This is a genomic window from Marinoscillum sp. (assembly GCF_040222955.1).
Lineage (GTDB): Bacteria > Bacteroidota > Bacteroidia > Cytophagales > Cyclobacteriaceae > Marinoscillum.
The window spans coordinates 1-22,691 of sequence record NZ_JAVKCA010000005.1; the positions used below are offsets into that span (position 1 = coordinate 1).

Consider the following 22,691-nt stretch of genomic DNA (forward strand, 5'->3'; position numbering starts at 1 on the left):
ATCGAAAAGGCCTCAAAACACTTTGAACACTCCAATAAGCTTAACTGCTACTTTCACTTCTCTGTGATCAACGCCTCTACTACCAAACTCCTTTTCAACCTCTTCAGCATGCTAACCAAAGAAACCAGAAAAGGAAATCAAGTCACCATATACTGGGTGGTGGAGCAGGACGATGAAGACCTCATCGACGTAGGGCTAGACTTTAAAAATGCGCTAAACCTCGACTTCAGAATTACAGTTAAGTAGAGTGGGTCTCTACTTGAACTGTGATCTCAACTGTCAACCCTTTTTTCTCAATGTTGACAAACTTAAGGCTCCCGCCTATGGAATTGATCCGGTTTCTTATGTTGGAAAGACCAATCCCTTCTCTACTTTTTTCAGACTCCCTGATCCCCTTTCCATTATCTGAAACATTTACAATAAGCATACTTTTATCGCGATACGCCATAACCATGGCTTCAGATGCCCCAGAGTGTTTGATAATGTTATTAGCCAATTCCTGAATCACCCTGTAAAGGTTTACTTTCACATCCTCCTCTAGGGACAGGTCTCCCAAATCATACTGAACATCAAACTCTATCTCGGAAATACTATTGAGGGTTTGACTAAGCTGATCGAGTAACTCTGCAAAAGTCATATTGCTCATATCCGCAGACATCAGGTTATGAGAGACGTCTCTTGTATCCAGTGTGATCTTTTTTATGTATTCAGTTAAGGTATCTATTTGCTCCTGCAGAGCAATCTCATTGCCCAAATAACTCTTCAGGCTATCTGACTTCATCCCGCAGGCGACCATTTCCTGCACTATGCCGTCATGCAACTCTCTGGCCAGGCGGTTTCGCTCCGCTTCCTGTGATTGGATGGTGTTTTCAAGAAGTTTTTCTCTAAACCTACGCTCTTCTGTCACATCTGCTATGACCCCAATCATTTTTACGGGCTTACCCTGTTCGTCACGGGTGATGTACCCCCTGTCCTCGACTATTGCCATCGATCCGTTCTTCCTTTTGAAGCGGTACTCTCCAGACCAAAATTGCTCGCCAGCCCGACTAAATGCTTCATCCAGCGACTGCATAATTCTGATATTATCCGTTTCATGAATTTTCTTCTTCCACTGACTGAGTGTGGATCTTCCAGGCTCATAACCAAAGAGCCTCTTATACCCCTCTGTCCAGAAAATCCGCTCTGTATTCACCTCCCACTCATAGATTGCCTCCAGTGCTGCCTTTGAAGCCAACTCGAATCGTTCATTACTGTCCAGGAGCTCCTTTTCAACACGTTTTTTCTCATCAATATCCTGAAAACTTCCATAAAGACGGACGCACTTACCATCCACCATTTCAGCCCCTCCGATAGCCCGCACCCATTTTTCATTGCCTTTAGCAGTAATGATTTGCAACTCCAGGTCCCAAGAGCCACCTTCCTCAATAGCCATCTGTACTCCATTGGACACTGCCTCCCGATCTTTCCCTTCTTTGTAGAAATTAATGGCCTCTTCCAGATTGGGTTCATAGTCCTGAGGCACCTCATGAATCTCCTTAGTCATGGGTGTCCAGTATAGTCTGTTTTTAATCATATCCAACTCCCAGCTTCCCATTTTTGCCAACTTGTGTGACGCCTGAATGAGCCGCTCCAGTTTCTTCTTTTCGGTAATATCTTTTCCCACGGCCATGATTACATTCATTTCCTTGCTATAGGACGCTGACCAGGAAATCCATTTAACCACACCACTTTTTGTGATGTACCGGTTCTCAAAATGGTTCGTAACCATACCGGTGAGTAAATGATCAAATTCTCTTTCTGTCTCCAATCGGTCAGGCTGGTAAACAAATTCCAAAAAATGCCTGCTCAAAAATTCCTCCTCCGAAAAACCCAGGTTACCACTAAATGCGGGGTTTACACGCTTCAATAAACCATCGCTTCCTAAAATGCACAGCAAATCAGCACTTAGCTCAAAGAAATTGTTGAGTTCCTCTTCAGATCTCCTTCGTCTGATTTCCGGAGCCAGCTGATGACTAATGGGACCGAGCGTACCTTGTAACCGCTCCATAATGCCTTTTTCGCGTTGGTTGATGAACATGATAACTCCGATCACTTCATCACCGTGCATAAGTGGCACCCCATAAGCAGATTCAAGTCCGAGCGCCCTGGCCTCCTTACCCCGAACAAACCGCTTTTCATTGCCTATTGATCCCCAGTGATGGACAGTTCCCGTTTCCCATACCACACCTACTATTCCATCGCCCAATTCCATTCTCTGAATCTGCAAGTAGTTTTCGTACTTATCAAGCTCTTCTTTGGGATCCAATTCATAGGTTACCATACTCACATACTCACCGAAAGCCGAAGGCAACCATACCTCCACCAGTGTCACGCCTGTGAACTCACGTAGCAATTTGGCCACCCGCTTTAAAGAGTTATTCAGAGAATCGGTGAGTCCCATGACTGCACTGATGGATAACAGGAGGTCCTTCATCCGCTCCTGATTTTTTTGATCGGAAATATCTCTGGTGGCTCCAATTAACCTTATCGCCTTTCCCTCATCATTCCGAATAATAAAGCCTTTGTCATGCAAGTAGGCATATGAACCATCTGATCTCATAAACCGATACTCATGTTCACAAAACGTAGACTTTGGATTTTCTAACTCCAAAAACAAACGATCAAATGCCTCCTCCATATCATCCGGGTGGACATGCTCTTTCCAGAAATGAATGCTACGGGACACCGAAGAATCATATCCTAATAAATTCTTCACCACGTTTTCATCACGACTTGTTTGGCCCGATTCCAGGTCCCAATCATAAATAATATCCTGTGTGGCAATAGAAGCCAGCCGATAGCGCTCATTACTCAGCTCCAGTTCTTTTTCCCTCTGCAGCAAAGTGGTGATGTCCTGAGAATTTACAATCAATCCATTAATAGACGGTTGTCGAAGTTGATTCGTAATAGTGCATTGGTGCCATCTCCATTGATTAAATGCATTTCGAAACCTATAGGGTTCTACGATAACAACGTCTTTACCCTTCACTCCCTTAAAAGCCTCCATGAAAACACTTATATCATCCTGGTGGATAAAAGAGAATATGCTTGTCCCCCTAATTTCATCCAATGAGTACCCCAGTAATTTTGAATAGTTGTTACTGTTAAACAGGAAATCTCCATCCGTTGAAACGGTGGCTATAAATTCGCTCCCACTTTGAACCAAAGCCTCAAAACGTTTTTCGTTTTCCTGCATTTGATTCATATATTCAATTTTGGACTTTACTTCACCTAGTTCACGCATCGCCCTCACAATTGCTGCCGGCAGGAGATGAATCTGATTTTTATTGATAAAATCAGAAGCACCTGTCTTAATGGCACGCACTGCATTTTCCTCACCTAATGTACCTGTAACGAATATGAATGGTGTGACAGGATCATAGTCCCTAAGGATTTTTAAAGCCTTAAGTCCATCGAACCTTGGAAGGTTAAAATCTGAAATAATCAGATCCGGATTAAATGAGGTGAGTAGATCAACATATTCATTTTCCTTGTCTGTGACCACAAAGCTGGGATCGAAATCCATCACCTCAAACTGAAGCTTGACCAACTCAGCATCACTCCTTACATCTTCCAGTATCAGTACCTTCAATTCTTCCTTCTTCATATCCTTAGCTCAGTTACATTCGATTTAATCCCAACTATTCAGGAGTCAGTATTTCCATTTTTACGTGGATGTTGATTTAAGATCCCCCAATAGTAGCCCACGTCCTTCACTGCCTTTACAAACTGGTCGAAATCGACTGGCTTTACGATGTAGCTATTTACTCCCAATTGATAAGTCTCCACAATGTCCTTGTCTTCCTTGGAAGAAGTAAGTACCGTCACCGGGATGAATTTGGTTTTGGGATCGGAACGAACGGCTCTTAGCACCTCTATTCCGTCCACCTTGGGCATTTTTAGATCCAGCAGAATAATCTTGGGAACCTGCAAAGTATCACGACCTTCGTACTCGCCTCTTCCAAACAAAAAGTCCAATGCCTCTTTACCATTTTTCAACCAGACAATTTGATTGGATAAGTGAAAGTCCTCCAGCGCCATAAGCGTTAGCTCTGCATCACTTTTATTATCTTCCACGAGTAGTATTTCTACAAAAATTCGATCGGTCATAGTATTGGATTTTTAGATAGTGAAAAAGAAAAGATGGCACCATTATTAAGCTCTGAATGAGCCCATACCCGCCCCTGATGGCGTTGAACAATCCGCTGAACAATAGCCAGACCTACCCCGGTTCCTTCAAACTCATCATCAGAATGAAGTCTTTGAAAAACTCCAAATACCTTACCTACAAACTCCATTTCAAAGCCTACTCCATTGTCTTCTATATGATAAATCACCTCCTGAGGGGTCTCTTCCGCTGTAATTTTAATGATGACTTCTTCCCGTGTAGACGAAAACTTTAGTGCATTGTCCAGCAGATTACTCCAAACCAACTTAATCATTTCCCGATCTGCTGGAACCTGAGGCAGATCGCCTACAAAAAACGAGATTTTGGGTTTTTCATTCAACTGTGTCAGTTCAGCAAACACCTGACGTATCAGATGAGCCATATCAAAATTGGCCAACTGCCTTTCCACTCTACCTATTCTCGAAAAAGCCAAAAGATCATCTATCAATTGTCCCATTTTCGTAGTGTTTTCAACAATCATTTGTAAATAATGGTTTTCCTGGGATCCTAGTATCCCCTTGGCCTTCTTTGCCAGCACTTTGGTAAATCCATCTATGGCCCGAATTGGTGCCCTGAGGTCATGCGAAACTGTATAACTAAAGCTTTCTAATTCCCTGTTGATGTTTTGGAGTTCGGCTGTACGTTCATCCACCCTTTGTTCTAGTACTTTATTCATTTCCTCTACTCTTCTATTGGCCAATACCTGCTCTGTATTATCTCTGGCAATGACGGCAACCTTACGTACCTGATCTCCTTCAAAAATGGGTGCGATAGAAGAAGTATAAAATCTATTCCCTCCTTTCAGAACAGCCTCATGGTCAATGACACTTGATTTCCCAGTCTCAAATACACCACGTACTCCTGCTTCCAAAACCAGACGAGTGGCTGGGGTCTGGTAGTCATAAAAGCTACTCCCGATTACCTCACTCATCTCCAGGCCCTCCGCCACATGGTTAATATATAGTATGATCCCATGCTCATCCACCATAAAAATCACATCCGTGCTATTCTCAAATAACACCCTAACCTGGGCTTCGCTCACTGTTAATTGGCGTAAAGCCTCTCGGGTCTTGTCTCGCTCTGCTGAGATGATTCTCTCCTTTTCCAGAAAGTAGGATTCTGCGATCACATTGAGGGCAAAATCAATGATTTTATTCATGCCAGCTAGTGTGAGAAGCATGCCTCTGATATCACCGGTGAGTTTCGCAGAGATGTACGGCTGAGCATAGTCCCGGTAAACTTTAACGATATAAGACCAATCAGAAAACTGAAGTCCCATCTGGGCATAAGCAACTCCCTGGTCCAGCAACTGAGCGGCATAAGAATCCCAGTCTTGCTCACGTATCGCCTTTTTTTGGAGGATTCTGGATTCTTCATCCTGCTGATCCAGCTGCTCGGTAGTCATGCTGTTCATTATCGCACCCAAAACCGGATGTTTTGCCAGGATCATTCTAAGCTTCTCAGCTATGTCATGATGATGCTCATCCATGAAATCATCATAGGCCTCCAAAGCCAAAACATCCTCAGAGTCAAATTTTGGCCTCAAACCTTTGATTTGCTCCCCATCAAGGTCCTGTGTTAATGTTTTAGCTTTCATATCTGGGTAGTGAAATAGAAAAAGTAGCGCCCTCATCAAGGATAGCCTCTGCCCAAACCCTCCCATTATGGCGATTTATAATCCTTTTCACAATCGCCAACCCAACGCCTGTACCTTCAAACTCGTCCTCGTTGTGAAGCCTTTGAAATATTTTGAACAGCTTGTTGGAATACTCTGTATCAAAACCTACTCCGTTATCTTTGACTTGAATAACTGTTTCATTTTCCTGATCATAGGCGGTGATCTTTATCAACTGCTTTTCCCTGGTGGAAGAATACTTAATGGCATTGCTGAGGAGGTTCGACAGCACGTGAGAAATCATGGCCCTGTCTCCCCTGATAAGGGGCATTTCACCTATTGTCAACTCCACTCCCCCGGTATCCATAGAATGCTCAAGTTCTTTGTAAATTTCCCTCACCAAATCTGCTGGATCTATTATGGTATAGACTTTTTCAAGCCTCGACATTCTGGAAAAATCCAGTAAGTCATCTATGAGCCTACTCATTTTGTCCACATTTTGAACAATCATATCGAGGTACCGGGCATGACCAGGCTCCAAACTCGATATCTTTTCTTGGAGGATTTGAGAAAATCCAGCGATAGCTCGAAGAGGAGCTCGAAGGTCATGTGACACGGAGTAACTAAAAGACTCCAGCTCTTCGTTAATCATTTGCAATTGTTCTGTTTTCATCTTCAACGCCTGCTCCTGATGATATTTATCAACAAAAAATTGAACCTTCGCTATCAAAACCTCGGGCTCAAAAGGCTTCGTTATATAGCTAAAAGCCCCCTTCTCGTAACCCTGGAATACATTGATGCTATCTGTGAAAATGGCTGAAATAAAGATGAAGGGTATATGTACGGTCTTTTCCTCCTCACGAAGAATACTTGCCAATTCATAGCCATCCATTTCAGGCATCTGAATATCCAACAAGGCCAGTGCAAAATCATGATGAAGTGTCAGCCTGAGGGCTTCGTTTCCACTAGTGGCTCTGAAAAGGCGAACGGGCAGGTCGCGCAAGATGCGCTCAAGAGCCACAAGGTTCTCAATTTTATCATCCACCATCAGTATTTTAGGCTGATCATCTACATCCTTGAGTGGTTTCACTTGTTCGCTTATGTTAAACTCAGTCATCTTTTACCTTTTTTAATCCAAATTCTCATTAAAGAAATCAGTCGATCTACACTTACCGGCTTGGTGATGTAATCATTGGCTCCTGCTTCTATACATTTTCCCCTGTCTTCCTTCATCGCTTTTGCCGTAAGTGCAATAATGGGCAGATCCTTGAATCGAGCCCTCTTTCTGATTTCCCTCATGCAGTCATACCCATCCATCTCGGGCATCATGATATCCATAAGGACCAAATCAATATCATCCTCCAGCACCTCCAAAGCCACTTTCCCGTTTTCTGCTTTAACAATCACCAATCCCTTCTCTTTCAGCACCTTACTCAGAGCAAAAACATTTCTCATGTCATCATCCACCAGAAGAATCTTTTTCCCATGAAATAAGGTTTCTGTATCATACATTTGAGTGATTATCTCCTGCTTATGCTGAGGTAGGTTACCGACGGTTCTGTGAAGAAATAGCGCTGTTTCATCCAGTAATCGTTCTTCGCTCTTAACCCCCTTTACGATAATGGTTTCCGCATATTCCTGAAGCTCTTCATTTTCCTTCTTTGTGAGCTCCTTTCCTGTATAAACTATTATCGGTGGCACTTTTCCCTTATTTTCATTTTCAAATTTCTTAATCAATTCAAACCCACTACTGTCTGGTAATCCGATATCCAAAACAATGCAATCAATAGAGTCCTCTCTGAATTTCTCAAGTGCTTCTTTGGCAGTAGCCGCTTCAACGCACACCACGTCCCCATTTCCAATTAGTTTCACAATGGATTTTCTCATCACATCATTATCTTCAATGACCAAGAGGGTTTTCAATTTCTTATTGATAAAATTCTCCATCCTGCCAAATGCCTCATCAAGCCGTTCTTTGCTGACAGGTTTTGTGATGTACTCTATAGCTCCTGACCGGATCGGATCCAGTGTTTTTTCATTAGAAGAAATCACATGAACAGGAATATGCCTTAAATCGGGGTTCCCCTTGAGTTCCTTCAGCACCATATGTCCGTCCATTCCGGGAAGCTCAATATCTAGCAAAATGGCATTTGGTCGGTACTGTGCAGCGAGGATTAACCCATCTTCTCCTGAAGAGGCGACTAAAAATTTGAACCCTTTAGATGTGGCTTGTTTACCCAGAACTTTAGCAAAATCAAGATCATCTTCAATGATCAGCACGGTATGACTGTCTTCAGAAATCTCATTTCGATTATCCTCAATGGACGGATAATTGATGAATTGGTGAGATGACCCTACGGTTTTTTGTTCCGTTCTCATGGTATGAGCTGTAGTCGCCTTCTCATCCTTTAGGTGCAAGGGAAGGTACAAGGTAAATGTGGAGCCTTCACCAGGAACACTTTCCAGAACTATTCTACCACTCAACAATTTGGCTAGTTCTCTTGATATTGAAAGACCAAGGCCTGTACCACCATATTTTCTGGAAGTCCCACCTTCCGCCTGCTGGAAGGCTTCGAATATAATGGTCTGTTTGTCCACAGGAATCCCTATACCAGTGTCTTTGACCGAAATACTCAGTTGATCATTCGGAGCCAAATCAAACATCACCTCCACACTCCCTTTTTCCGTGAATTTCAGGGCGTTACTCAAGAGGTTTTTCAATACCTGATCTAATCTCTGTCTGTCTGTTCTAATCATTTTGGGAAGATTCTTACCCATAGTTGAGACCAGCTTGACGCCCTTTTCATCTGCAATCCTCCTGAAATTTCTCAGCAGGTCTGCAGAAACTTCCTCAAGCATTATATCGGCAAGATTCAACTCAATCTTTCCTGATTCGATTTTGCTCAAATCAAGTATTTCATTAATCAGCCCGAGGAGATCGTACCCGCTCTTGGCGATGATCTGAGCACTTTCCACCTGCTCCTCTGTCAAATTTTCAGCACTATTCCTGGCCAGGTCGTTGGAAAGTATCAGCAGACTATTGAGTGGGGTGCGAAGCTCATGGCTCATGTTAGCAAGAAATTCACTTTTGTATTTGCTGGTTATCTCTAACTGTTTAGCCTTGAGCTCTATCTCGGTACGGGCTGTTTCGAGGGCACTATTTTTTTGCTCCACCATCTCCTTCTGCTCCTCCAGCTCTTCGTTGGATACCTGTAGCTCCTCTTGCTGTTCCTTAAGTCTGTGAGTTTGCTCCTCTAATTCTTCATTGGTTTGTTCCAACTCTTCCTGCTGCTGCTGGAGTTCTTCACTTTGCTGCTGAGTTTCCTCTAGCAAGAGTTTTATTTTATTGCGGGATATTGCTGAATACATGGTGATCCCCACATTCTCCATCACAGATTCAATGAAAGTGGTAATCTCCTCATCAAACGGATCCAGCCTACCAAGTTCGATCACTCCGAGGGTCTCTCCATCATAAAGGAAAGGGGTTAGCAAAACGTACGCTGGCGTGACTTCAATCAAAGAAGAATGGATGATCATGTTCTCTTCGGATGTATCTCCTAACAGAAATGATTTTTGGTCTACGGCAACCTGACCAACCAGCCCTTCGCCCATCTTAAATTTCACAGCCGCAGAATGACCCATCGCATACCTCCCAGTTAGTATAAGTTCATTCCCTGACTCACTGACAAGGAATAATGCACCTACTTTGCATCCAGCATATTCGGCAAGAAAACTCACAATATCATCAGCCAATACTCCCTCTTCCTTATCCCCGCGCATGACTTCATAAAGCGTATTCTGCCCCCTTGTCAGCCAATCATACCTTCTGGTTTGTTCGCTCTTCTCCTTGAGAGAATCCCTCATCCCGATAAGGGCTCTTGCCAGCGTGTCAAGTTCCAGTGCCCCACCTATATTCACCTGAGTTTCCAGATTACCACCTCCGATTTCCTGTGCCACGAGTACGGTCTCAGTCAGCGGACGTGTGATGGCTCTAGTAACCACTACAGCTAAAATGGTACTAATGAGAACACCAGCAAATAACAAAATCCATTCAATGAGACTCAGCATCCATATCTGATTTCTAATCACAGCAAAATCAGTGATCATCAGTTGCTCATGATCTTCGGCCATGAGCCTCACTATTTCCTTAATTTCCTTGTTGACTGGAAGCATCCGGTCATCCACAAGATTGATCGCTGCGGTTAACTCCGATTCACTCAATTCTTCGACCCGTGATTGAAGATTTTCCATTTCAGCAATTAACGGGATCAGCATATCCTTCCTGCGTATATTCTCTGGATTAGTCCAGTGTGCAGATAATCTCTCCAATGAGGCAAGTGAAGGTCTAATTTCAGTTTCCCATGCCTGTTTTCTTCCCACTTTAAAGGTATCCTTCTTCAGAAGCATCCATCCTCTCAGTTCGGCAATACTGCGATTGATACCACTGAGCAATTCGATATCTGCTCTGGCCGAAGGCTGCCTAATACTTAGAAGCCGCTCCGTACTATCATCCACTGTGCGAACCTGAATAAGTGTGCCTACCACAGCCACCATGAGCACGAGCGTAATGAGACCGTAACCAAAACCTATTCGCTTACCTAGTGTGTTCATTTTCCAAATCATTCGCGCATCATTCATTTTTGATCATTTTCAATTAAATGTGATGAAATAATTCTTCATGGATTTCCATCTGCCAGGTTGACCGAATGCACTTCCAGTAAATACTTTATAATGCCTTCCATGGTCAGTATCCTGTCTGGTTTGGCCAATGCGATGGCAGCCCGGGGCATAGCCTCTACTTCGGCTCCCTTTGGGTCCTGAACAATGGTCATACCTCCCATCTCTTTGATTTGCTTTAGCCCTTCGGCCCCATCAAAGTTTGCACCTGTGGCCACCACCCCAATCAGATGCTCTCCATATGCCTCGGCGGCAGAGATGAATGTAACATCTATGGCGGGTCGGGCATAGTTGACACGCTCATCCACTGTAAGGGTGAATGTGCGATCCCTCTCGATCAGTAGATGATAATTTGGAGGAGCTACATATACAATTCCAGATTGTATTACTTCCTTCTCATCTGCTTCTTTGATGAGCACCTTACAATCCCTTTCGAGTAGATCAATCCATGAACCAGGCGAAGCATCCGAAAGGTGTTGTATGATAATGAGGGCCATACTAAAATTCGCTGGTAAGGACATAACCAGGCTCCTGATGACCCTTAAGCCACCTGCCGAAGTACCAAATACAATGACCTCATATTTATTTGCCCTCACGACTTATAGGTTTTTCTATATATCCTTTGTCTCTTATCTAATGCATCATAAGAAGTGGCGATTTCCGTGAAATCGACACTCTCCTTGCTGCCCAGGCACAGAAATCCGCCTTTTACCAGGCTGTCATGAAAAAGCCTGTGTACCCTGTTCTGTAAATCCCTGTTGAAATAAATCAATACATTTCTGCAAATGACCACCTGCATCTCTGCAAACACACCATCAGTCACCAGGTTATGATCCGCCCAAACGATGTTTTTACTTAGTCTGCGATCGAATATGGCAGATTCGTACTGCGCATAGTAATAATCCGAAAAATCCGCCGTCCCTCCACTGGCCTGGTAGTTTCTCGCATATTTCTTCACTTGGTCCACTCCATATATGCCCTCCTTGGCATGGCTAAGGGCGGTCTGATTGAAATCAGTGGCATAAAGCTGGCAACGGTCATAGATACCCTCCTCTTCCAATAGAATGGCCATGGAATAAACTTCTTCACCGGTACTACATCCTGCATGCCATATTTTCACATAGGACCATGTTCTCAACAATGGGATGACCGTCTCTCTAAGGGCCTTATAAAACCCGGGATCCCTGAACATTTCAGTCACCCTGATACTAAGATTATGAAGTATTTTCTGTGCGAAGGAATGATCATGAAGTAAGTGGTGCTGGAGAAGGCTGATGCTGCTTATTCCATAAGTATTCAAAACATGGTATAATCTCCTGCGGATATGCGCCGGAGAATAGTCCCTGAAATCATAGCCGTATGCTTTATCCATGGCCTCTAAAAATGATTCAATTTCAATATCACTAATATCCATTGAGGCTACTCCCATTTATGACAGGCTTAGAAGTAAAAGAATTTGATATCTGGTTTCCCAGAATCGTAAAATAACCTCCTGTAGAAACACTAAGGTTTAGCTAAAGCTAGCTGAAATAAAAAGAGGTGTATGTAACATAAAATACAAATTTTATGTAGTACTATTTACGACAAGGAATCAGGATAACTACTGATTAGAAAACCTAAAGCTCAAGCAGCCCATTTTTGATGGTGTAGTTAATAACTGAAGCGTTGTTTTTCAAATTCATCTTCTTCAAAATCCGGGTGCGGTAGGTATTAATGGTGCTAATGCTTAAATCCATCTCAGAAGCGATTTCAGAAACCGACTTTCCTGCACCTATATGTAGCATGACCTGAAACTCACGATCAGACAACACTGAATGAGTGATTAAATAGGGATTGATGAGCTCATTTGCCAGCAGATTCCCGATCTCGTAAGGTATGTATTTACCACCCTTCAATATCTGATTTACTGCTTGCACCAGGTCGTCATACCCGGCATTCTTGTTCAGGTAACCCATGGCACCAGCCCTTATGCACCGCACTGCCATTTGATCCTCGGCATGTATACTGAAAATGAGTGAAGGAATTTTGATATTAAGATCCTTGAATCTATTGAGAACTTCTAATCCATTACTATCAGGAAAATTGATGTCCAAAATCACAAGATCCCAGGATTCGCCAGAAAGGCGCGCAATGGTTTCTCTGGCGCTCTGTGCCTCTCCAAATTCAAACTGTGGGAATTCATTGGTCAAAATATACTTAACCCCAACACGAATGGCGACGTGATCATCAGCTATCAATATCCTCTTCTTTCTCACCAAATTTTATTTTCGAATTAATTTGTACCGTAGTACCACGTTCTCCACTAAAAATAATTAATTCTCCCCCTATTAAGTTAGCACGTTCCCGCATCCCCAGGAGTCCTCTGGAAAAAAAAGTCTTTTGAGAATCAGGTATTCCTTTTCCGTTATCTTTAATCTCCATATTAAGGTAACCATTCTTCTCAACAACAACAACCCTCAGCTCTGTGGCTTCAGCATGCTTCATTACATTATTCAGGGCTTCCTGGCAAATTCTAAAATAGGCGATGGAGATAGACTTGTGAAAAAAGTCAACTGAAGTGTCAAAGGATTTAATACATGGGATTTGAGTAACTCTTTCAAATTCCTGTATCAGCCAGTTAAGTGAAGGAATTAATCCCAGGGTATCCAGTATTGCTGGTCGTAGGTCTAAGGAAATATCCCTGATTGTTTGAATCGCACGGCTCAGACCATAACCAATTTCATTTGCTAAATTCAGGTCTCCAGCAGCAAAACTAGTTTTTTTGTTCAGCGCAGCAAAAGACATTTTTAAACCAACGAGCTGCTGACCTAATTCGTCATGTATCTCCCGCGCAATCCTTGCCCGCTCCTCTTCAAGAACTTCGTTCATTTCTTTTGCGAAGGCTTTACTTTCATTTTTTGATCGAATCAAATTATCATAGTGTCTTTTCTGATCAGTAATATCTGTCTCTATCTCAAAAAAGTAGAGAAAGTTTCCTTCTTCGTCAAACACCGGCTGACCATCAATCTCTACCCAAAAAGATTCACCACTTTTTTTGTATTTCAATAGCTCGCAATGGAAGGGTTGCTGCTGACTCATCTGGCTTTCTTTGAAAGCCTGTATGGTTTTATCTGTACCTATTCCATGTAATACATACCTCGACTTTTTACCCAGTATCTCTTCTTGCTCAAACCCTGTCATCCTTGTGAACGCTTCGTTTACCCATTCCACTTTTCCATCCACATCGGTGATCAATACGGCATTCACTGTTTTTTCTGCTATCAAAGAAAGCCGCCTTACTTCCTCATTCTGCTTCGACTGCTCAGTCACGTCCTTCCCAACACCCCTGACTTTCTCCGCCTTCCCGAGATCATCTTGTACTACCTCGCCAATTGACTGAATCAATCTCACATTACCTCTTGCATCTATAATCCTGTAGGTATGCTCATAGGAACCACCACTCTCCAAAAATTTATTAATCCTGAACTGAACCTGTGGTAGGTCTTCCGGGTGAATCAAGGACAAAAAATCCTGGTAAGTAAAAGAATCCTGGATATCCAGTCCAAAGACCTGAAACATTTCCTCCGACAGCACCACCTCTTGAGTTTCAATATTCATCTCCCAACTCCCTATCCCGGCTATTCGTTGACTTTGTGCAAGTAATCGCTCACTCTCTCTTAATTTCTGCTCCGCTAATTGCCTTTGCGTAACATCCTCTACCACTCCGAAAATTTTCCTTGGTTGATTATCAGCATCCAGCAATATCTCACCCTCAGATCGAATTACAACAACCACCCCATCAGCCCTTTGAATCCTATACACATGTGAAAATGCCCCTCCTACTTTCATATAGTTCCCAGTCCGCTTTAGGAAATCATTCCTATCCTCAGGATGAATTAAGGATAAGTAGTTATCCCAAGATGGTTCCAAAGCAGATGGTTCCAACCCCAGAATCCGATACATCTGCTCAGACCAAAACGTTTTAGAAGTTACAAGATCAACCTCCCAGCTACCCATGCCTCCGATCTTCTGACTGTGGGTCAGAATACGCTCGTTGTCTTTTAATCGCTCCTGATAGCTATGGTTTCTTTTCATGATTGAAAGGATAGTACTCTCTTATAAAAATAAAACAAACTCCATGAACCGAAACGACCCCACCTTATTTACCGCGTAAAATCTCCTTTTCAGGTGTGACCAAAAGTGGATAACTTTACCCAAAACAATTGCTATGAAAGACGTACATCCAAAACTGATCGTTTTATTAATCTCATTAAGTTTTGTCCTGGGATGTAAGAAGGAAGATATCAAAAAAGAAAATCAGACCAATATAGTGGGCACCTGGCTGCTCAATACTACTTCTAAGTCCAACTGCGATGACCCGGATCTCAATGGACTTCAGTCGCATCAGTGTACTGACGATAATTGTACAAAGTATATATTCTCCAGTGACTCCACCGGCATGACCTACATTAAGGAATTCATCACCGATGGCATACTGATGTCTGAAATAGGGACCTACTCTGTAGGTGAGTCCAAGCTCACGATGTGTCTGGAAACCGAAGACGGTCCTGAATGCACAGATTTCAAACTGGCTTTGACCGTAAACACCATGGACATCAGTGGTAAAAACCAGGAAACGGGCTGTACAGAAGCACTCTTCTTCGATAAAGAAGCCGGGGAAGAAACCAACTAAGCCTTTGCTTAACTAATCAATTACTTTAATGACATGCCATGGATAAGGAAGCTGCAAAGCATCATAGGGAAGCCCATATTCATGGTGAAAAGCATTTTTTCTCCAAATTTCAGGACTACCTGGGTGAGTTTGTATACGGAGCAATAGACGGTAGTGTGACCACTTTTGCAGTGGTAGCCGGAGCGGCCGGAGCTGGTCTGGACAGTGCGGTGGTTATCATTCTCGGTTTCGCCAATCTTATTGCCGATGGATTTGCCATGTCTGTAGGGAGCTATCTTTCCACCAAATCAGAACAGCAAAACTATCATAAGCACAAGCAGATAGAATATTGGGAAGTGGATCATATGCCCGAAAAAGAACGGGAAGAAATCAGGGAAATCTACGCAGCGAAAGGATTTGAAGGAGACCTCCTAGATCAGGTGGTGGCCACCATCACGGCAGACAAGGATCGATGGGTGGATGTAATGATGAAAGAAGAACTGGAAATGGCGGAAGGAACCAAGTCTCCCCTCGCCATGGGCTCCGTTACATTTATCTCATTCATCAGCCTGGGGTTCATCCCACTTATCATATATGTAGGGGATTATATCCAACCCATATCGGCTGATCTGTTTCTGATTTCCAGCCTGCTCACAGGCGTTTGTTTTTTAGGTATAGGCTATCTGAAAAGCATCGTCACCAATACTCCGAAGCTCCAAAGCATTATGGAAACACTCCTGCTTGGAGGTGCCGCAGCCACTCTTTCGTACTTCGTGGGGAATATTCTCGAGCGAATTATTTCCTGATAAATCTGTCTTTTTGAAAATATTGATTCAGAAAACATTCACCCTCTTCACCTTTTATTTTGATAACAAATCTTCTAAATCTTCCAGACTTTTTCCTTTTGTTTCGGGCATCATAAAATGGGTGTAGAGCAACTGTAGGACCATAAAGCATCCGAAAAACACAAATGCCACCCACGGCGCAAATGTATTGATCAATACTGCCCCAAAAAGTGTGATCAAAGCTGCAAATACCCAGTGTGTGCCACTGCCCCAAGCCTGACCGTAGGCTCGCACCCTATTAGGAAATATTTCAGATATAAATATCCAGATCACAGATCCCTGGCCAATGGCATGGGAGGCGATGAAAGTCAAAATGAATATGAGCTTGAATATGGCACTGGACTCGACATAAAACCCATAAGCCACCATGAACAGGCTAGTGATATAGCCGATAGAGCCAATATACATCAGTTGCTTTCTTCCTGCTTTGTCGATCAACACCATCCCCACAAAAGTGAAAGCCAAATTCACGATACCGATTGAGATCGAACTTAACAGTGAATCGGATGAGCCAAATCCTGCCTTCTGCAGAATCTCCGGAGCATAGTAAAGAATAAAGTTGATCCCAGACAGCTGGTTGAAAAAAGCAATCAGAAAAGCCAGTATTAACGAACGTTTGTACTTTGCTGAGAATACTGAAGATTTATCATCTTTTGTTTTACGGTGATCCTCTTCTATGGCCTTTAGCATAGCAGAAGCTTCTGCCTCAGACGAAGACAACTCCTTGAGCACCTTTTCGGCACCAACATAATCGTTCCGATGAGTAATCAACCATCTCGGGCTTTTGGGTACACCCAGCACCATTAATGTGTAGATGAATGCGGGTAATGCCTCTATTCCCAGCATCCAGCGCCAATCATTATCTCCTCCTACACCCTGAAGAAGGTAGTTAGAGATGAATGCTATTAGGATTCCAAAAACGAGATTGAACTGATAGAGAATACCCAAACGACCCCTGTTACTGGCTGAAGATATCTCCGAGATATAAGTAGGAACGGCAATTGAAGACACCCCCACTCCTAATCCTCCAATGAAGCGAAAAAATGAGAACCAATAAGGGTCTAATGCTAAACCACTGCCGAGAGCTGACACAAAATACAGAACACCAACCCAGATCAATGTGGTCTTTCTGCCAAGCCTATCGGTAGGAATACCTGCCAGCATAGCCCCCACCACAGTGCCCCACAGCGCCATAGACATGATAAAAGTGCCATGAAACCACTCTGAGGTATTCCACAACTCTTTGAGAGGTAGGTTAGCCCCAGAGATAACCACCGTATCAAATCCAAACAAAAAACCCGCTAAAGAAGCGGTTAGAGAGGCCATAATCAGCTTTTTACTCATGCTATTTTACTTTTCAGATTCATTTTCTTTTTGATATATGCCGAGGCAGCTCCTAGAATTGCTGCACTTTCTCCAAGGGTAGATAGGTGGATTGGCTCCTTTATTCCGGTTTTGGTGAGTTCCGCTTGCACCTTAGGCAAGAAAATATGTTGCGCTTTTAACATATTCCCTCCCAGGATGATCGCGTCAGGGTTTTCTTCGGACACAAACAGGCCAATCAATTTTGCCAGGTTAAAAGCGAACTCCTTAAATATCGATCTTATTGACGGTTCACTATTGCTCATTTCTGTGAGTTCCTTTACTCCAGAAATCTCCTGGCCGGTCAGCTCCGAGTATCTTCGCTTAAACCATTTCGTGGAAATAAAATCTTCAACTATTCCATCATTGAATGGGTATTGCCATAGCTCCCCATCTACACCTACTCCATGCCTGATTTTTGCGGTCCCGCATCCAGTTCCAAGCGTTATACCAATTGGATGTTGATATTTCCGACCAACTCCCATGTCCAATTCGCCTTGAAGAAAACAAGCAGCATCGTTGGTCATCTGAATGTCTTCCTCAGGGATATTCAAAGCATGAGCTAGCGTCTCACAGACATTTAATCCATACAAATTGGAGTATTTCGACAAGCCATCTATGTGGCAAATACCTCGCTTATAATCACATGGACCGGGCATAGCTAATCCGATATGTTTGGACATATCATTATAATCACTATAACAAGATTCAACTATTCCTCGCCAAACATTCAGTATCTCTTCAGTTGATCCTTGTGAATCCAATTCCACTCTTCGGAGAGAATCCTGAACAATTATCCCATTGCCCAAATCCACCAATCCGGCGGTTACATGTGAGCCCCCGATATCCATACCAAGGACATAACTATTTCCCACAAATAGATTAGTCATATGTGCTCTCAGACTACTTGATTAGTTTAAAAGTGATTACGCCTTGTCCGGTGTGAAATCTCAAAATATAAATACCTGACTTCAACGAGTTCGCTCCGATTTGATCCTTGTCACTCAACTTAGCATTTAGAAGCAGTTTTCCACTGAATCATCTATTTCAAATGGTGTCTGCTTATAAAGGGGTTATCGGATGATAACTCTGGTGACAAAAGTTCCATTGGTTGTACTGACCTTCAATAGGTAAATTCCTTTGACAGAGCGACCAATACTCACCTCAACTTCATTTGGTAGTTCATGATAGGATGACCGTTGTATTTGCTGACCACTCAGGTCAATCAATTCAATTTCTCTGATACCATCATCCTTGTATGTATGAACTATGAGTTGATCTCCAGCGCTGATCGGATTTGGATAAATCTGAACCTCTGCTGGCGACAATTTCTCAACGTGGCCCTTTTGATCTTCATGGCTTTCCCGACAACTTACACAACTCTCTTCAACTCCAAATAACTGCCATTCTGCGAGCTGGAGCAGTGAAGACCCATTATTGGCAGTAATATCCAATCGATAACGCTTGTAACTGTTGTCATTATCAATGTAGAAGAACCTTCTTTGATAGCGATTAGAAAAATCCTGATTTGTTTGCGTGTCCAGGTCTACCCAGCTCGTGCCATTGTGCCCTTGCAGTTTCCAGTCTTTGGGATCCCGGTCTTCAGCATCGTTAGCGGATGTTATGGAATAGGCAGTCACCCGGTGACCTTCGGATGTTTGATACTCAATATATCCTTCGGCATGAGTTGTCAGGTATTTAGTTAGTGATGAATTATCAATGACTTTATCAATTTCTTCCCCACTAGGAGAGTCGTCATGCTCATCAGAAATGGTGCCACCCCCATCAGTGATGTCATAGAGTAGTTCAAACCAATTCATATGAAACTCGCCCTCATTGCCTAGCAATTGAAGCACAGTATTACCTGCAGAAGGAAAATCAATCACTGCATCAAGATCGTGCCATCCAGTATTACTGGAAATTGAAATGGAATCGTAAAGCGTAGAAGAATTGGCATCTTTTATCATCATTTCGGCATCATTGCTAATGTGACTATTTGAGACCCTGGCCTTAAATAGGTATTGCCCCGCGTTATCAATGTCAAGAAAATAATCCATGTGATCTCCGACACCTATATCATTACTCGTATACACTATTCCATTGTCGCTTCTCTGATCCACGAACACTCCCGCTTCGCTATTGGAGTTTTCAGCCTCAATCTTCACATAATCACCAACCACAACAGCTTTATCGAAACGAATCCAATTCAAATTGAAAATTCCAGTTTGAGCATTAACCCTGAGAAGATGGGGCCCTTGGGAAAGGGATATTTGATCGGATAGGGTCACAAAATCACTCCAAGTGCCTGTGCCGTCAATAGTAAGTGTAACAAGTGTACTGCCATCTTCGACCAGTTGTAAAACACCCTGGCCTGAAAGTGCATTGTCTCTGGAAACCCTGGCCGAAAACAAATAGGTAGCAGTGGTGGGTACATATACGTAATAATCCAGCCAACTGCCTGTCTGCATCGATAGCTGCTTGGTACCGAGGTTATCTTCTGATTCCTCACCATAGATCTCCGTTTGATAGGGACTGGAACCATTGAAAGTTGGGCAGCCTGTACCACTTTGTTCACTATGCTCTGTATGGGCATTTTCTGCTTCAAGTCGAGCATCGGTGAGGCTGAAGGCTCGGAAAAATTTCAGCCAATTCAAATTGAATCCCCCTGTGCTGCTAGAAATTCTAATCGTATGACCTCCTTCACTAATATTCAAGATGGTCGAAATCGATTCATAAAATTGCCAATTCCCGGTGTTCGGAACATCTATCGTTTCCACTGGCGTACCATCAACCTCGACTGTTAAAGACTTTCCGGACAACTCACTGGACACTCTCGCGACAAACATATAATCCGTTGTAGAATCGGCATAAACCAAGTATTCTGCCCATTCGTTTGCGTCAATTCCAGCCAGGCTGAGTCCACTACCTATATCACAGTTCGTTTCTGTGCCTACACCAGCATGAGCGGATATAAAGTCCTCTGCCTGAATTGTTCTGACAAATTTGGGAATGAAGGTCAGTTCAAACCAGTTGATATTGAACCCGCCATCAACTGCATGAATTCTCAAAGTTTGAACCCCTGCGGTCAGTTGTACATAGGCGGTCTCCGTTTGAAAATTTTGCCATCCTCCAGTATTCGGAATATTCACTGTGGTCAGCACATCAGCTGACTTTTTCAATTGAAATGATCTCCCTGTATAAATACTAGCGATCCTCGCATCTAGCTTATACCACCCATCTGATTCAACGCTTAGCTCATAGTCCATCCATTCCCCAGCATCAATGCCGCCTACATTTTGCCCACCACCTGTATCTGTTGTAGTTTCAGTAACTACTCCACTCATAGATTGGTAATCTTCCGCTTCAATTTGGCCGCTGACCACACTTTTTATACTATCCAGTTTGAACCAATTGATATTGGCGTTTCCATGTTTCGACTCCAACCTGAGTATTTGAGCTCCTGCGGCTAAAGTAGCTGTGGTACTTTGGGTGGCCCAGTTTTCCCAACCTCCTGTGGAGGGGATGGCAATTTCCTGTATCAGGGTAGCACCGCTTTTCAATTGGAGCGTATCACTTCCTACTGGCTGACGTGATGCGCGAACCAAAAAATTGTATTGTCTTGATTTTTTCACATCCACGTAATATTCCATCCAATCACCTGATCCTACCGCATCAACCGTTTCCCCACCACCAAAGTCAGAGGTTCCTGATGTTCCTACTCCCGACATCTCCACAAAATTCTCAGCTTCTATCTTTTCTGAGGTTAACACCAATGGATTTTCAAAGCGAATCCAATTGAGATTGAAACTACCATTTGGTGCTGACAATGTTAAAAGCGTATCCACGCCTTCAGTTAGGTTGATCATGCCAGTCACCGTTGAGTAGGTCTGAGCATCACCCGTATTATCAATATCTATTGTTGCCAGAGCATTTCCATTTGATGAGATAGTGAGCTGACGTCCACTATTGACACTCGCCGCTCTCACCCGAACTAAATAGGTGTCGGTGGAGGTTACCCTAACTTTGTAGCTGATGTCATCTGGAGCATCAAAACTGGTAATATTCATACCACAATAAGGGTCTGCATCTCCATTTTCCTCAACACTAACTCCAGTTGCACTGGTATAATTTTCAGCATTAATTCCACCAGGGATCAAAAACCCATCATCATGTGAGATCAACCCAAGTTTCACGGCCATTTCTAATAGTGTAATTCCCGCCAGCTGAGCGGAAAGCACCGCATCACAGGTTGATTCACCCCAATATGGCCCTGTATGATAGTTCACCAGATTTAACCCTCCACTCACCAGAGCACTTGCATTGTCAGCAACCATCGCCTTATAAGTATCTCTCTTGATAGACGAAACGGATGTTTCCATGGCAAGCTCAGTTAAATACCTTATCAAAATTCCCTTAAACAAAGGAGCGTCCCCACTTGCTCCTTCACTCTTATAAATCCCATCATTCAACAGATTATTTGATTCCCCTACAGCATAATCTGCGGTAAGAATAGCATCATCCAAATAATGAGTGCTGTCTGTAGCTCTGTACATTTCCAGTGCAGCACCTATAAATGTCCCATGCCCATAAGTGAACTCCCAGAGATCAATTTCACCGGGTGCGTTTTTGGGGTCTCTGTTCACTCCATCATATACGCGACCCGAACTTGCCACCAGATTACTTTTAACCCAACTATAGAGTCTTCGAGCCAACGCAATATCTTCAGCATCACCCAAATACTGATACCTTCGGGCTGCCACTATTACAGTGGGAGAATTGGCAGCATTGTTCTTGTAATCTCTTTGTGATTTGCGCCAGGCAATACCTCCTCCCATTATATCATTTTCCCCAGTCTTGATATCCTCCAATAATGTGGTGGAAACATCAAGAAATAAGGAAGAATCTGACGGATGAGTACCTTTGATGGCTTCAAACGCCCTAAAACTGGAAATGGCTAACCATTCCATATCATCATAAAAATTATTGTAGTGCCCATAGTTGTTGTTGAAGGTTTCATTGGCAGTTTCCATCCCATTCACCAAATCTTTCATGAGCTCTACAGCAGTGTCTCGTTGTGTCCCGGAAGTAGCTCTTTCATACCTATCTACCAGGACTTCTAATGCATAACCATTCCACCAATAATGAAAATACGTATTGGACGGGCTCGTACTCTGATCAAAAAAGTAGCCCCCCGTAACAGTATAAGAGTAATCGTCAACAAGAGCCTGCTGCGCCGAATCAGCCAACTGTTCATAGCTTTGGCTCCTTAAATTGAACATGCTCAGCAAGCTTACTATTGTGAAAATTAGTTTGGTTTTCATGGATTAGGGGTTT

16 protein-coding genes are annotated in these 22,691 nt (G+C 43.1%); 3 read left to right on the forward strand and 13 right to left on the reverse strand.

Annotation, left to right across the window (positions count from 1 at the left end):
- Positions 1–246 (forward strand): SiaC family regulatory phosphoprotein (locus RIH33_RS01310; RefSeq protein WP_406654598.1); only part of this gene is annotated, 246 nt, incomplete at its 5' end.
- On the opposite strand, the gene RIH33_RS01315 is transcribed toward RIH33_RS01310, so the two are convergent.
- The 9 genes from RIH33_RS01315 to RIH33_RS01355 form a co-directional block, all read right to left on the reverse strand.
- On the reverse strand, positions 239–3,646 hold the full coding sequence (locus RIH33_RS01315; RefSeq protein WP_406654599.1) for a PAS domain-containing protein: 3,408 nt from the start codon (positions 3,644–3,646) through the stop codon (positions 239–241). The genes RIH33_RS01310 and RIH33_RS01315 overlap by 8 nt on opposite strands.
- A gap of 38 nt (positions 3,647–3,684) precedes the next feature.
- Positions 3,685–4,149, reverse strand: a complete 465-nt coding sequence (locus RIH33_RS01320) for a response regulator (RefSeq protein WP_406654600.1) — start codon at positions 4,147–4,149, stop codon at positions 3,685–3,687.
- A complete protein-coding gene (locus RIH33_RS01325) occupies positions 4,146–5,804 on the reverse strand; it encodes an ATP-binding protein (RefSeq protein WP_406654602.1) in 1,659 nt (552 codons plus the stop codon). The genes RIH33_RS01320 and RIH33_RS01325 overlap by 4 nt, the downstream gene beginning before the upstream one ends.
- Positions 5,794–6,939 carry an ATP-binding protein gene (locus tag RIH33_RS01330; protein ID WP_406654603.1) on the reverse strand — a complete coding sequence of 382 codons (1,146 nt, stop codon included), beginning with the start codon at positions 6,937–6,939 and terminating at the stop codon, positions 5,794–5,796. Before RIH33_RS01330 ends, RIH33_RS01325 begins: the two co-directional genes overlap by 11 nt.
- Entirely contained in the window at positions 6,936–10,433 is a 3,498-nt protein-coding gene (locus RIH33_RS01335) for a response regulator (RefSeq protein ID WP_406654605.1), read from the reverse strand. Before RIH33_RS01335 ends, RIH33_RS01330 begins: the two co-directional genes overlap by 4 nt.
- A 65-nt stretch (positions 10,434–10,498) precedes the next feature.
- A complete protein-coding gene (locus tag RIH33_RS01340) occupies positions 10,499–11,095 on the reverse strand; it encodes a chemotaxis protein CheB (protein ID WP_406654607.1) in 597 nt (198 codons plus the stop codon).
- On the reverse strand, positions 11,092–11,928 hold the full coding sequence (locus tag RIH33_RS01345) for a CheR family methyltransferase (protein WP_406654609.1): 837 nt from the start codon (positions 11,926–11,928) through the stop codon (positions 11,092–11,094). Before RIH33_RS01345 ends, RIH33_RS01340 begins: the two co-directional genes overlap by 4 nt.
- Positions 11,929–12,115: 187 nt before the next feature.
- Positions 12,116–12,754 carry a response regulator gene (locus tag RIH33_RS01350; protein ID WP_406654610.1) on the reverse strand — a complete coding sequence of 213 codons (639 nt, stop codon included), beginning with the start codon at positions 12,752–12,754 and terminating at the stop codon, positions 12,116–12,118.
- The gene (locus tag RIH33_RS01355) at positions 12,726–14,573 is read right to left on the reverse strand and encodes a PAS domain-containing protein (RefSeq protein ID WP_406654612.1); all 1,848 of its coding nucleotides are present in this window, start codon (positions 14,571–14,573) and stop codon (positions 12,726–12,728) included. The genes RIH33_RS01350 and RIH33_RS01355 overlap by 29 nt, the downstream gene beginning before the upstream one ends.
- Before the next feature lie 133 nt (positions 14,574–14,706).
- On the opposite strand from RIH33_RS01355, the gene RIH33_RS01360 reads away from it, so the two are divergent.
- A complete protein-coding gene (locus RIH33_RS01360; protein ID WP_406654613.1) occupies positions 14,707–15,171 on the forward strand; it encodes a hypothetical protein in 465 nt (154 codons plus the stop codon).
- Positions 15,172–15,209: 38 nt separating this feature from the next.
- A complete protein-coding gene (locus tag RIH33_RS01365; protein WP_406654614.1) occupies positions 15,210–15,956 on the forward strand; it encodes a VIT1/CCC1 transporter family protein in 747 nt (248 codons plus the stop codon).
- Between the two features lie 54 nt (positions 15,957–16,010).
- Here the strand turns inward: RIH33_RS01365 and RIH33_RS01370 are convergent, their stop codons facing one another.
- The 4 genes from RIH33_RS01370 to RIH33_RS01385 are packed head-to-tail and all read right to left on the reverse strand — an operon-like array spanning position 16,011 to position 22,678.
- Positions 16,011–17,339, reverse strand: a complete 1,329-nt coding sequence (locus RIH33_RS01370) for a sugar porter family MFS transporter (RefSeq protein WP_406654615.1) — start codon at positions 17,337–17,339, stop codon at positions 16,011–16,013.
- Positions 17,336–18,247: an ROK family protein gene (locus RIH33_RS01375; protein ID WP_406654616.1), complete on the reverse strand. Its 912-nt coding sequence runs from the start codon at positions 18,245–18,247 to the stop codon at positions 17,336–17,338. The genes RIH33_RS01370 and RIH33_RS01375 overlap by 4 nt, the downstream gene beginning before the upstream one ends.
- Positions 18,248–18,260: 13 nt before the next feature.
- Positions 18,261–18,383 carry a T9SS type A sorting domain-containing protein gene (locus RIH33_RS01380; RefSeq protein ID WP_406654719.1) on the reverse strand — a complete coding sequence of 41 codons (123 nt, stop codon included), beginning with the start codon at positions 18,381–18,383 and terminating at the stop codon, positions 18,261–18,263.
- Positions 18,384–18,430: 47 nt separating this feature from the next.
- Positions 18,431–22,678 carry a carbohydrate-binding protein gene (locus RIH33_RS01385; RefSeq protein ID WP_406654617.1) on the reverse strand — a complete coding sequence of 1,416 codons (4,248 nt, stop codon included), beginning with the start codon at positions 22,676–22,678 and terminating at the stop codon, positions 18,431–18,433.
- Positions 22,679–22,691 lie beyond the last annotated feature (13 nt).

What these genes read in the sequence shown, in the direction of transcription:
- RIH33_RS01315 (WP_406654599.1), bottom strand. Translation starts at nt 3,646, where the DNA reads ATGAAGAAGGAAGAATTGAAGGTACTGATACTGGAAGATGTAAGGAGT.
- RIH33_RS01320 (WP_406654600.1), bottom strand. Translation starts at nt 4,149, where the DNA reads ATGACCGATCGAATTTTTGTAGAAATACTACTCGTGGAAGATAATAAA.
- RIH33_RS01325 (WP_406654602.1), bottom strand. Translation starts at nt 5,804, where the DNA reads ATGAAAGCTAAAACATTAACACAGGACCTTGATGGGGAGCAAATCAAA.
- RIH33_RS01330 (WP_406654603.1), bottom strand. Translation starts at nt 6,939, where the DNA reads ATGACTGAGTTTAACATAAGCGAACAAGTGAAACCACTCAAGGATGTA.
- RIH33_RS01335 (WP_406654605.1), bottom strand. Translation starts at nt 10,433, where the DNA reads ATGAACACACTAGGTAAGCGAATAGGTTTTGGTTACGGTCTCATTACG.
- RIH33_RS01345 (WP_406654609.1), bottom strand. Translation starts at nt 11,928, where the DNA reads ATGGGAGTAGCCTCAATGGATATTAGTGATATTGAAATTGAATCATTT.
- RIH33_RS01355 (WP_406654612.1), bottom strand. Translation starts at nt 14,573, where the DNA reads ATGAAAAGAAACCATAGCTATCAGGAGCGATTAAAAGACAACGAGCGT.
- RIH33_RS01360 (WP_406654613.1), top strand. Translation starts at nt 14,707, where the DNA reads ATGAAAGACGTACATCCAAAACTGATCGTTTTATTAATCTCATTAAGT.
- RIH33_RS01365 (WP_406654614.1), top strand. Translation starts at nt 15,210, where the DNA reads ATGGATAAGGAAGCTGCAAAGCATCATAGGGAAGCCCATATTCATGGT.
- RIH33_RS01370 (WP_406654615.1), bottom strand. Translation starts at nt 17,339, where the DNA reads ATGAGTAAAAAGCTGATTATGGCCTCTCTAACCGCTTCTTTAGCGGGT.
- RIH33_RS01375 (WP_406654616.1), bottom strand. Translation starts at nt 18,247, where the DNA reads ATGACTAATCTATTTGTGGGAAATAGTTATGTCCTTGGTATGGATATC.
- RIH33_RS01385 (WP_406654617.1), bottom strand. Translation starts at nt 22,678, where the DNA reads ATGAAAACCAAACTAATTTTCACAATAGTAAGCTTGCTGAGCATGTTC.